This window comes from Zavarzinella formosa DSM 19928 (assembly GCF_000255705.1).
Classification (GTDB): Bacteria; Planctomycetota; Planctomycetia; order Gemmatales; family Gemmataceae; genus Zavarzinella; species Zavarzinella formosa.
The window spans coordinates 116,893-128,220 of the sequence record NZ_JH636452.1 but is presented as its reverse complement, the minus strand read 5'-3'; the positions used below and the strand labels follow the sequence as shown (position 1 = coordinate 128,220).

The 11,328-nt window shown below is 59.0% G+C and carries 7 protein-coding genes; 2 read left to right on the top strand and 5 right to left on the bottom strand.

What is annotated here, in order from left to right; translation table 11 throughout:
* Positions 1-117 precede the first annotated feature (117 nt).
* Both BGIM_RS0144195 and BGIM_RS0144185 read left to right on the top strand, forming a co-directional pair.
* Positions 118-3,234 (top strand): PSD1 and planctomycete cytochrome C domain-containing protein, encoded by a 3,117-nt coding sequence (locus tag BGIM_RS0144195; protein ID WP_020475994.1) that lies wholly within the window; start codon positions 118-120, stop codon positions 3,232-3,234.
* A gap of 216 nt (positions 3,235-3,450) precedes the next feature.
* Positions 3,451-4,887 carry a DUF1501 domain-containing protein gene (locus BGIM_RS0144185; protein WP_020475993.1) on the top strand — a complete coding sequence of 479 codons (1,437 nt, stop codon included), beginning with the start codon at positions 3,451-3,453 and terminating at the stop codon, positions 4,885-4,887.
* Between the two features lie 27 nt (positions 4,888-4,914).
* Here the strand turns inward: BGIM_RS0144185 and BGIM_RS0144180 are convergent, their stop codons facing one another.
* The 5 genes from BGIM_RS0144180 to BGIM_RS0144160 form a co-directional block, all read right to left on the bottom strand.
* Positions 4,915-6,462: an outer membrane protein assembly factor BamB family protein gene (locus BGIM_RS0144180; RefSeq protein ID WP_020475992.1), complete on the bottom strand. Its 1,548-nt coding sequence runs from the start codon at positions 6,460-6,462 to the stop codon at positions 4,915-4,917.
* Entirely contained in the window at positions 6,459-8,009 is a 1,551-nt protein-coding gene (locus BGIM_RS0144175) for an outer membrane protein assembly factor BamB family protein (RefSeq protein WP_157369903.1), read from the bottom strand. The genes BGIM_RS0144180 and BGIM_RS0144175 overlap by 4 nt, the downstream gene beginning before the upstream one ends.
* Entirely contained in the window at positions 8,006-9,574 is a 1,569-nt protein-coding gene (locus BGIM_RS0144170) for an outer membrane protein assembly factor BamB family protein (protein WP_020475990.1), read from the bottom strand. The genes BGIM_RS0144175 and BGIM_RS0144170 overlap by 4 nt, the downstream gene beginning before the upstream one ends.
* Positions 9,575-9,738: 164 nt before the next feature.
* The gene (locus BGIM_RS55810) at positions 9,739-10,407 is read right to left on the bottom strand and encodes an NADAR family protein (protein WP_020475989.1); all 669 of its coding nucleotides are present in this window, start codon (positions 10,405-10,407) and stop codon (positions 9,739-9,741) included.
* 59 nt (positions 10,408-10,466) lie between these two features.
* Positions 10,467-10,940, bottom strand: a complete 474-nt coding sequence (locus BGIM_RS0144160; RefSeq protein WP_063607971.1) for a YpsA SLOG family protein — start codon at positions 10,938-10,940, stop codon at positions 10,467-10,469.
* Between the last annotated feature and the right edge of the window lie 388 nt (positions 10,941-11,328).

Here is an 11,328-nt window from a genome sequence, read left to right as displayed (position 1 = left end):
GGCGATCCGGTCAACCATTCATTTGACAGTGGGGAGGCCAATGGGTTATGATTCCCCTTACCCGCCATCGCCTGATTTGACACGGCCTCACCCCAAAAACTGTCTGACAGACTCCCCATGATGCGATCCTTCCTTGCCGGGTGTCTCACCCTCGTTTGTGGCTCCGCACTGTTCGCGGAACCGGGTTCGGCCGGGACCTCCCGCCCCAAGATCGACTATTCGCGGGACATCAAGCCAATACTGTCCAACCATTGCTTCGCGTGCCACGGGCCGGACCCCAAGGCCCTGAAGGCGGGATTGCGGCTGGACCTCCCCGAGTCGGCCATGAAGGCGTTGGCAAGCAAGGGAATCGCCGTCGTCCCCGGCAAGCCGGAGAAGAGCGAACTGGTCGCCCGCATCCGCACAGCGGACAAGGGGGAGATCATGCCCCCGCCGTCGCATGGCAAACCGCTGTCGGCCGAGCAAAAAGACCTGCTGCAAGCGTGGATCGCCGCCGGGGCCGAATATCAAAGCCATTGGGCATTCGTGAAACCCGTAAAGGGCCCGCTTCCGGCGACGAGCAATCCGGCGTGGGCCAAGGGCGAAATTGATGCGTTCATCCTGAACCGGCTGGACCGGGCCGGCATCAAGCCCGCCGGGGAAGCCGACAAGCAGACGTTGATCCGCCGCGTCTCCCTCGACCTTCGCGGCCTGCCGCCGACATTGCAGGAAGTGGAACAATTCCTTGCGGACAAATCCCCGGCCGCCTACGAGGCGATGATCGACCGGATGCTGGCCTCTCCCCGTTATGGCGAAAAAATGGCCCAATTGTGGCTCGATTTGGCCCGATTCGGGGACACCTCGGGTTACCACTACGACAGCACCCGGCAAATGTGGATGTGGCGGGATTACGTCATCAATTCGTTCAACACGAACAAGCCGTTTGACCGTTTCACCATCGAACAACTGGCCGGGGATCTGCTGCCAAACCCGACCACGGAACAGAAAATCGCCACCGGGTTCAACCGCAATTCCCGCTTCAACGAGGAAGGGGGCGCCGACCCGGAAGAGTTCGTGATCCGCTACAACGTGGACCGCACCAACACCCTCGGCCAGACCTGGCTGGGCCTCACGCTCGGCTGCGCCGAGTGTCACACGCACAAGTACGACCCGATTTCGCACAAGGAGTATTACCAACTCTTCGCCTTCTTCGCCGGTATCCAAGAACCGATGGCCAGCGGCAACCACGGGGCCTCGCTTCCCCCGTTGTTGAAACTGCCAACCCCCGAACAGGAAAAAAACATCGCGGACGCCAAGGCGAAGAAGGAAAAGATGCTGAAGGACATCGCCACGGCCTTGGCGGGCGCCAAATACGAGGAACCGAAGGCGACCGAGGCAAAGCCGCCGGAACCGAAGGATATCGTCTGGGTGGATGACGGCTTGCCCAAGGGGGCCGCCGCCCAGGGGGATGGGGCCGCGAAGTGGCAGTTTGTTTCCGCCATCGCCAAACAAGGGAAGATGTCGGTTCGCCGCAGCGGGCCGGGCACGCATCAGGATTACTTCACCGGAGCGACCGAACCGCTGACGGTGAACAACGCGAAGGACATTCTTTTCGGCCATGTGTTTCTCGACCCGAAAGACCCGCCCAAGACCGTCATGCTGCAATGGAACGACGGCACTTGGGAACACCGGGCTTATTGGGGGGAGGACAAAGCCTTCCTCGTCGGCTCACCCGATAGCGTGAACCACCGCAAGGCCGGGCCGTTGCCCAAGACCGGCGAATGGGTGCGGTTGGAAGTCACGTGTGAACAAGTCGGCCTCAAACCGGGGGCGAAGATCAACGGCCTCGCCTTCACCCAAGCCGACGGCACGGTGAATTACGATGCCGCCGGGATTCGCACCACCGCCGCCGATGAACGGTACCTGACCTCGCTGGAAACGTGGGAAACGAAAGCCAAGGTCGACACGAAAATCCCCGGTGACGTGCAAGCGGCCATCAAAATCGAGAAAGCCAAACGCACCCCCGCTCATCTGAAAACGATCCGCGAACACTATCTGCGATTCGTTTATTCCGGCACCCGGCCAACATTCGAGCCGCTGCAAAAGCAACTCGACGAAGCCGACAAAACGATCACCGACACCGAAAAAGCGATTCCGTACACGCTGGTGACGGAGGAGATGCCGAAAGCCCGCGACTCTTACATCTTGATTCGCGGGGACTTTCTCCAAAAAGGCGAAAAAGTTGGCCGGGGCGTGCCGGCGGTGTTCCCGCCGCTGAAGAAGTCCAAGCACTGGCTGATGAGTTGGAAACAGCCCTCCCGGCTTGATCTGGCCGAGTGGGTCGCTTCCCCGGAACACCCGCTGACGGCCCGCGTGTTCGTCAATCGGATGTGGGCACAGATGTTCGGCACAGGCATCGTGAAAACCCTCGGCGACTTCGGCACCCAAGGGGAATACCCCTCTCATCCCGAATTGCTCGACTGGCTGGCCGCCGACTTTGTCCAGACTGGTTGGGATGTGAAGAAGATGTTCAAGAAGATCGCCCTCTCAAACACCTATCGGCAATCCTCCGCATTCTCCGGGACCACCCCCGATGTGGACCCAAACAACCGATTGCTCTACCGGGCGCCGCGATTCCGCATCAGCGCCGAGGAAGTGCGGGACAACGCCTTGGCCATCTCCGGGTTGCTCAGCCCCAAGGTCGGCGGCCCGAGTGTGATGCCTTATCAACCGGGCGACTTCTATAAGGGCCGCAATGAAAACTGGGCTTGGTCGAACGCCACCGGCGAAGAGCAATATCGCCGAGGTCTCTACGCTTTCTGGCGCCGAACGTCGCTGCATCCGATGTTCGCCCTGTTCGATGCCCCCAGCCGCGAGGAATGCGCCGCCCAACGTCCCCGGACCAACACGCCGCTTCAAGCGCTGGTTACCCTGAACGATCCGACCTTCGTGGAATCGGCCCGCGTGTTCGCCCAACAGATTTTGACCAAGGCCCCGGCCGACACGGATGCCCGGCTGACATGGGCTTTCCGCACGGCCGTGACCCGCGAACCCAGCCCGGCCGAACGGGCGGCGTTGAAGAAGCAACTTTCCACATTGCTCGACCGCTACAAGAAGGACAAGAAATCCGCCGAGGCCGTCGTCCGCGTGGGCCAATCCCCCCGCCCGGAAAACTTGGATATGAGCGAGCAAGCCGCCTGGACCGGCGTGTGTAATGTGTTGCTGAATCTGGACGAAACGCTGACGAGAGAGTGAGAAGGAAAGGCACTAACCACAAAGGCACAAAGATCACACAAAGTTTCACAAAGGGCCAACGCCCGGCTGAAGTCTTGTTGAAAAAATCTTTCTTTGCGGTCGATGTCTTTTCTTGTCTTCCTTTGCTTCTCGATCGTTTTTGGTTTTCTTCGTGAAGTTTTGTGTGATCTTCGTGCCTTTGTGGTTAATGCTTTTTCTTCGGAAGCCGAGTGTCTTATGTTGTTCTCCCCCGAATCAAATCGCCGCCGGTTTCTCACCCAAGTTTCTTCGGGTATCGGTTATGCTGCCTTGGCTTCCTTGTTGACGGAGCAAGGTCATGCGGCCCCGTCGACCGAGCCGGTGGCGGTGCCCGGATCGTTGGGGAAAACGCACTTCCCGCCAAAGGTCAAGAACGTCATTTACCTGTTCATGGCGGGGGGGCCGTCCCATGTCGATCTCTGGGACCACAAGCCGAGGCTGAAGGAGATGCACGGGCAGGACATGCCCAAGAGCATCCTCGGCGATCAGCGGGTGACGCTAATGACCCGCAATCAAGGGCACTTCAAGACCGCCAGCACCGGCTATAAGTGGACCAAGCACGGCCAGTCTGGCTTGGAAGTGTCGGAAGCGTTGCCGCACCTTGGCAAGATGGCCGACGACCTGTGCCTGATCCGCTCCATTCACTCAGAGCCGATCAACCACGACCCGGCCGTCACCTTCATGCAAACGGGCCGGCCGCAACCGGGCCTGCCGTGCATGGGGTCGTGGATGAGCTACGGCCTCGGCTCCGTCAACAAGGATTTGCCCGCGTTCACTGTGATGATCTCCGGGCCGATGGACCAGCCGATTCCGTCGCGGTATTTCCATAGCGGTTTTCTGCCGAGCCAGCATCAAGGGGTGCAATTCCTCGCCGGAAATGATCCGGTGCTGTATCTGTCCAACCCGCAAGGGGTCAGCCCCGAAACGCGGGGTGAACTCGTCGGTGGCATCAACGAACTGAACCGACTTCGGCACGGCGAGGTGAAAGACCCGGAGATCGAGGCCCGCATCAAGAGCTTTGAACTCGCGTTCAAGATGCAATCCTCCGTGCCGGAACTGATGGACATCACCAAGGAAAGCGCCAAGACACTCGAACTCTACGGCCCCGAGGTGAAGACCCCCGGCTCGTTCGCCCGGCATTGCCTCCTGGCCCGGCGATTGGTGCAACGCGGCACCCGCTTCGTGCAACTCTTCCATCGTGGTTGGGACCAGCACGGCGACGTGACCGGCGGCGTCAAACGTCAGGCCGGCGCCACCGACCAACCGGCGGCCGCCCTGCTGCAAGACCTGAAGAACAACGGCCTCTTGGATGAAACCCTCGTGATCTGGGGCGGCGAGTTCGGCCGCACCGCCTACGGCCAGGGCAATTTGTCAGGAGGATTCGGCCGGGACCACCACCCGCGCTGCTTCAGCATGTGGCTCGCCGGCGGCGGCGTGAAAAAGGGAACCGTGATCGGCAAGACCGACGACTTCGGCTACAATGTCGCCGAACGCCCGGTCCATGTGAACGACCTGCACGCCACCATTCTGCAACTGATGGGCGTGGATCACAAAAAACTAACCTTCCGCTTCGGCGGCCGCGACTTCCGGTTGACCGACGTGGCCGGGGAGGTCGTGAAGGAAGCGCTGGCGTAATCTGTTAAGGTTGTGTGAAACCGGCGGTCACTCTTTCTTCGACGGTTTCTCATTTCCCGCGATGGCATACAGGTAATGACCGGCTGCCAAATACAAGACGCCGTTGGCGAAGACGGGGGAACACCTCATGGTGTCGCCCTCCATTTGGCTGATCACCCTCTTTTCCTTGGCCAAGTCAAACACCCACATGTTTTCAAATGTGCCGACGTAAACCTTTCCGTCCACGATCAATGGCGATCCGCAAATTTCATAATTCCTTGTGGCGTGCTTCCAATATCGCTTGCCGGTTTTCGCGTCGAGGCAATGGACTTCGCCATTACCGTCCGCCGCAATGAGCAATCCCTTGTCGATGGCGACATTGGACACGGTGGAATGAAAGTTATCCGGGTAATATCCGTTCTTGCTTGGTTTGACAGACGTGTCCGGCCCGCCGTACCTCCAGACCATTCCAGAGTTCGGGTTCGGCTTGCCCTTGTCGGGCCCGGTCGTGAATTCCGGGCTGATGTCACCCTTCTTGCCGGGGTCGATGCAGTGCAGCCAGGCCGGATGATTGAGGGGACTGTCGAACACGCTCCCGTTGCCGATGTAGAGAAGTCCGTCATGGAACACGGCCGTCGCCGGAAGCTCGTTGCGCTCCCGATTCCGCATGCCGTAGCCGGGATCGGCGGGGGCGTCATGGGGATTGGTGTCGAACTTCCAAATCAGCTTTCCGGTGTCCGCGTCGAATGACCGGACCCATCCGTCTCCTTGCGGCGCGATCACTTGCGTCTGCCCTTTGACCTCGATCACCGTCGGGCTGGCGAACTGGCTCTCGCGGATGTCTTTGCCGGGGGTGTCGTCCCGCCAGACAAGTTTGCCGGTCGCCTTCTCCAGGCAAACGAGACTCGGCGCCTTGTCGGCAGCGGCCCGCCTGTCTTTCTCCAACGTGATGCCGGTGCCGGTGATGACGTAGATCCGATCCTTGTGTCCGGCGATGGAGCAACGCCGCGAGAAATGCAGACAAACGCGGGGAACGATGCCGAGTTCCTTGCGCATGTCCAACACCCATTTGTCCTTGGGCGGGCCGGTCCCTTTCTTCAGCGGGCCGATGTCCATGCAGACAACTTCGCTGTTGTTCATCACGACCCAGAGCGTGTTTCCTTCGATCAGCGGAGCCGAGGTGTGGCTGTGCCAGTGCATGCCGATTTCCCACGAATTTCCGTTGGGACTGAGGCGGCGATAAAGTGTCTTGCCTGTTTTCTCGTCCAAACAGTGCAAGACAGAGAAGCTGCCATCTTTTGCCTGATCACACTGCGCTCCCACCCAGACCAAGCCATCCACGACGATCGGAGCGCCGCCAATCTGGTATGGGTTGTCCAAATTGGACATCCAACGGATGTTCTTGCCCGGCGAGATCAGTTTGCCGTCTTCGTCTTTCTTCGGATACTCCCACCAAGTGGGCGGGTTCTTCTCGGGGCTGACGGCGTTCCTCGACTTGTCCCGGCCGAACTGCGGCCAGTCTTCGGCTGGGACCGAAGCGGGCAGGGCGAACAACACCAAGGCGAGAATCAGAGGGCGAACAGCGGATTGCGTCATGGCTTTGACTCCTGCTTCGGTGGCTTCTCGTTTCCCGCGATCGCATATAGCCGCTGGCTGTCCGAGGCATACAGCACGCCGTTGGCGAAGACAGGGGAACACTGTGTTCCCATCCCGATGATTTGACTCACCAGTTTCTTTTCCCTGGCAAGCTCGAACACCCACATGTCGTCACCAACGGCGCCGACGAACACTTTGCCGTCCACAATCAACGGGGAGTTTTCGATCTGGCTTTTGGTGTCGTGCTTCCAATAAACCCGGCCGGTTCGAGCGTCGAGGCAATACACATGCCCGCTCGCGTCGGCCGCAATCAACAGTCCCTTGTCAATGACCACATTGGACAGGGTTCGGTTGAACGAGTCCCGATTCCATTGGTCTCTGGCCCGCCGTTCGCCATACCGCCAGACCATGCCGGAGTTCGGGTTTGGTTTTCCCTTCTCCGGTCCGTCCGAGAATTCCGGGCTGATGTCCCCGGTCTTGTCCGGGTTGATGCAGTAGAGAAATGCATCCCCGGATACCTGACCCGCATCACGACCGTTGCCGATGTAAAGCAATCCGTTGTGGAAGACGGCGGTGGCGGGAAGAAAATTCGCAGTTCCATCACCAGTCCCTTGTGGAAGAATGGCGTCATGCGGGTTGGTGTTAAACTTCCACAAGAGCTTTCCGGTGGCCGCGTTGAAGGACCGGACCCACCCGTCTCCTTGGGGAGCCACCACCTGCGTTTGGCCCCCGACCTCAATGACGGTCGGACTGGCGAACTGGCCAAAAATGATGTTCTTGCCGGGAGAGTTGTCCTGCCAGACGATTTTGCCGGTGGTCTTTTCCAGACAGAGCAGGCTTGGGGCTTTGTCCGCAATGATATCGCCTTCCCTGCCCCAAACGACTCCGTTGCCGGTGATGACATAGATCCAGTCTTTGTGGGCGGCGATTGAACATCGGCGATTGCCATGCCGGGCGGCTCGCGGCAGAACACCAAGTTCTTTCCGCATGTCCAGCGTCCATAAATCCCTTGGCTTTCCCGTCCGTTTCTTGAGCGGTCCGATGTCCATGCAGATAACTTCGGCCCGGTTGTTGACCACCCAAAGCGTGTCGCCTTCGATGTGCGGCGAACTGGAGTGACCGAGCCAACGCAATCCTTCGGTGTCGTCATAAAGCGGCTTGGCACGACGGCGGTATTGTTCCTTGCCGGATTTCTCATCCAGACAGACCAATGAGGCGGCAAACTCGTATTTTTCCTCGCCAAGCGAGATGGTTTCATTCGTGCCCACCCAAATCAACCCATCGACGATGACGGGATCACCGTAAATTTGCCCCATGCCGCCCATCTGATTCAGTTCGGCGGCCCATCGGATGTTTTTTTGGGTCTTTACAACCTTGCCGTTTTCCTTCTCCTCATACTGCCACCAAGTGGGCGGGTTCTTCTCTGGACTGACGGCGTTCCGGGACTTGTCCCGGCCGAATTGCGGCCAGTCTTCAGCGGGGGCCGAGGCAACGAAAGCGAGTAACATTAGACCGGGAAGTAATGGCCGAACAGGGGCTACTGTCATGGCTGTAACTCCTTCTTCGGTTGTTTCTCATTGCCCGAAATGGCATACAGGTGATGACCTGCTGCCACATACAAGACACCGTTGGCGAAGACAGGGGAACACACGACAGGCTCGCCCTTGATTTGGGTGGTTGCCCTCTTTTCCTTGGCGAGGTCGAATACCCAAACTTCCTCAAAAGAACCGACGTAAACTTTGTCGTCAACAATCAACGGCGATCCGTTAATTTCGCTTGTTGTCTCATGCTTCCAATGGCGTCGGCCGGTTTTCGCATCAAGGCAATGCACGTCGCCTGCGACGTCCGTTGCCAAGAGAAATCCCTTGTCAATGGCGACATTGGACACGGTGCCGTGAAAAATCTCCGGCCGCCATTTCTCTTTGTTGTCCGGCTTTACTGAGTTGTCCAACCCGCCGTACCGCCAGACCATGCCGGAGTTGGGGTTCGGCTTGCCCTTGTCAGGTCCGCTGGTGAATTCCGGGCTGATGTCGCCCGTCTTCGACGGGTCGATGCAATACAGCCAAGCCGACGTGGGGTCGGGGCTGTCATACACGCTCCCGTTGCCGATATAAAGACGTCCGTCATGGAACACGGCCGTCGAAGGCAATTCGTGACGCTCACGATTCCGGGCAAGACCACCGGGTTCGTCGGGCACATCGTGAGGATTCGTGTCAAACTTCCAAAGCAACTTTCCGGTGGCTGCGTCGAAAGAGCGCACCCATCCGTCTCCCTGCGGGGCGATGACCTGGGTTTGACCTTTGACTTCGATCACGGTCGGACTGGCGAACTGGCCCATTCGGATGTCTTTGCCGGGGGTGTCGTCCCGCCAGACGACTTTGCCGCTCGCTTTTTCAAGACAGACAAGGCTCGGCGCCCTGGCTGCGGCAGTCTCTCGATCTTTGTCAAATGTGTGACCGGTGCCGGTGATGACATAGATCCAATCCTTGTGTCCGGCGATGGAACATCGGCGGCCGAAGTGCAGGCAATAGCGAGGGACGATGCCGAGTTCCTTTCGCATGTCCAGCACCCATTTATCCTTGGGCAACCCTGTTCGCTTCTTCAGCGGCCCGATGTCCATGCAGACGACTTCGCTGTTATTCATCACGACCCAGAGCGTGTCTCCTTCGATCAGCGGCACCGAGGTGTGGCTATGCCACCATGCCCCGTTCTCCCAGTAACCCCTTTGGGTGGGACAAAGACGGCGATAAAGCGTCTTGCCAGTTTTCTCGTCCAAACAATACAAGGCTGAAAAGTGTTCGTCTTCTTTTCGATTCGGGGTTTCTTCTGTTCGCCAGTCTGTGTGTTGCACCCCCACCCAGACCAAGCCGTCCACGATGATCGGGTCGCCGCAGATCTGGTACGGGTTGTCCAGATCGGACACCCAGCGGATGTTCTTGCCCGGTATGATCTTGCCGTCTTCTTTCTCCGGATACTGCCACCAAGTGGGCGGGTTTTTCTCCGGGCTGACGGCGTTTCGCGTCTTGTCCCGGCCAAACTGCGGCCAGTCCTCGGCGAGAGCGGGGAAGGAGCATCCGAGGAAGAGCAGTGCCGTCAGGAGTCGTGAGGGCATGACTGTTTTCCGAGTCGAGGAGAGATTGGGCCGATGGTAGACGCCGGAAAGGGGGCGGGGCTTCAGCAGTGGGAAATGAAGACTGTGATTTGATGCTGGCGGGGAAAGGCATCGTCCGGATTAGTTCTTCGGATTTTCGGGCCGAAGAACCAGTCTGGCGGGGATCATTTCCCGGATTGAGAATCGGCGGCCGGGGCTGGTTTCGGTTCGCGGTGGGGTTTAGGGCTTCCAAAACTGCCAGTGCCGGCCAGTTCGGTGATGGGGTGGCCGAGCAAATTAAAGTCGGGGATGGCGAGGGGTTCCACTTTCAGCAGTTCGGCCTCCTTGCCCTCGGCAAACTTCGTTCGGACGTTTTCGCGGAGTTCGGTCAGCAATCGGCCGAGGTGATTTTCCCCCTTCAACACTCCTTCTTTTTCTTCGACGGCCCCCCAGAAGGCATCCTTGCGGGATAGCTCCACAAACGGAGCCTGGCCGGACCAGCGCAAGAGGGCGGCCATCCGCTGCGGGTGGCAGGCCAATTTTACCCGCAACACCCAACGCATGATGCTCACGTTCACTTGAAGCCAGTCCGTCCGAATCTCCTTGGGCCGGCCGGCTTTGCCTGCCTTCATCTTGCATTGCATGGCGTGCGGGGCGTCCAGAATGTCCTGCTGCCAGTCGGGATGGGATGGATATTTGCAAACTTGATAAAGCGCCTCGCTGGATTTCACGATGACGCCGTTGACCGTCAGCGGGTGGGCGTTGGACATGTTGGAGAGGTCGCCGTACTCCCCGTCCACCTTGTAAATCACGTTGCAGGATTCAAAGCGACGGTCCCCGATTTCCCAAATCATGACGACTCCGAGTTTGGAGGAAGAGCGGTCGGGTGGGACACGCGGCCCGCACCCGGGGTTCAGCCCCGCGATAATTGAAACACCCGAACGAGAAACTCCACGGCGAACTGTTCGATGCCCGGCGCGGCCGATTCCGAGTTGCCGGCGATGTTCAACACCGCCACGCGATGCCGGACGAGAAATTCAGCGATGTCTTCGGGCGTCGTGACGGGTTTGGCCGCGTCCACATCACACCAAGGTTTCGCATATTGTTGGATGAACCGCATTGTCAGTAGTTCGCCCCAACTGGCCCAATTCCGGGCAATCCGGATGGTCGCGTCCGCATGTTGGACATTCATCCGCGTCCGGGGCGGGTATTTCACGCTCGTGTGTTCTTGCAATCCAAACTCGGCGGCCAAGTCCGGGCGGCGACCGTCGTGGGCGAGAAATCCCTTGGGCATCCACCCGCCGGTCGGCAATCCGCAGGCTTTGGCGGCGATCAGCCCGCCCCGGTCCGCCCCCGTCTGTCCACCGGAAATCACGAGTTTCAGCATCGCGTTCCAACCCCGGACTTGGAATTCGTCACTTGGAACGAAAAACACGAACAAACGAACCTTGCCGGTTTTCGTTGTTCAATGGTTCCGGTTTCCAAGTCGGGAAGAATTCCGCCCTTGTTTGTTCAGGTTACAAACTTCTCCCTTGTGCGGGACGTCGATCCTTGGGAGAATCCGTGTATGATAATCACACACAAGTCTTGAACCGGGCCGGTTTCGGCGCGAACAGAAAAGGTGTTTCATGAAACGATGGCTTTGGGCCGTGGTTGCCGCCTTGGCGGTGCAAGCGGCCGCTCACGCTGAATACGTGATCATTCGCGTGTTGTTGCATTCACACGGTGGCGACACCACCGGGACCAACCCCGGCGGGCCGGGAATGATGCCCGGC

Bases quoted from the DNA above. Each gene is read 5' to 3' on its own strand.
- BGIM_RS0144170 (WP_020475990.1), bottom strand. From the start codon at position 9,574: ATGCCCTCACGACTCCTGACGGCACTGCTCTTCCTCGGATGCTCCTTC.
- BGIM_RS0144185 (WP_020475993.1), top strand. From the start codon at position 3,451: ATGTTGTTCTCCCCCGAATCAAATCGCCGCCGGTTTCTCACCCAAGTT.
- BGIM_RS0144160 (WP_063607971.1), bottom strand. From the start codon at position 10,940: ATGCTGAAACTCGTGATTTCCGGTGGACAGACGGGGGCGGACCGGGGC.
- BGIM_RS0144175 (WP_157369903.1), bottom strand. From the start codon at position 8,009: ATGACAGTAGCCCCTGTTCGGCCATTACTTCCCGGTCTAATGTTACTC.
- BGIM_RS0144195 (WP_020475994.1), top strand. From the start codon at position 118: ATGATGCGATCCTTCCTTGCCGGGTGTCTCACCCTCGTTTGTGGCTCC.
- BGIM_RS0144180 (WP_020475992.1), bottom strand. From the start codon at position 6,462: ATGACGCAATCCGCTGTTCGCCCTCTGATTCTCGCCTTGGTGTTGTTC.
- BGIM_RS55810 (WP_020475989.1), bottom strand. From the start codon at position 10,407: ATGATTTGGGAAATCGGGGACCGTCGCTTTGAATCCTGCAACGTGATT.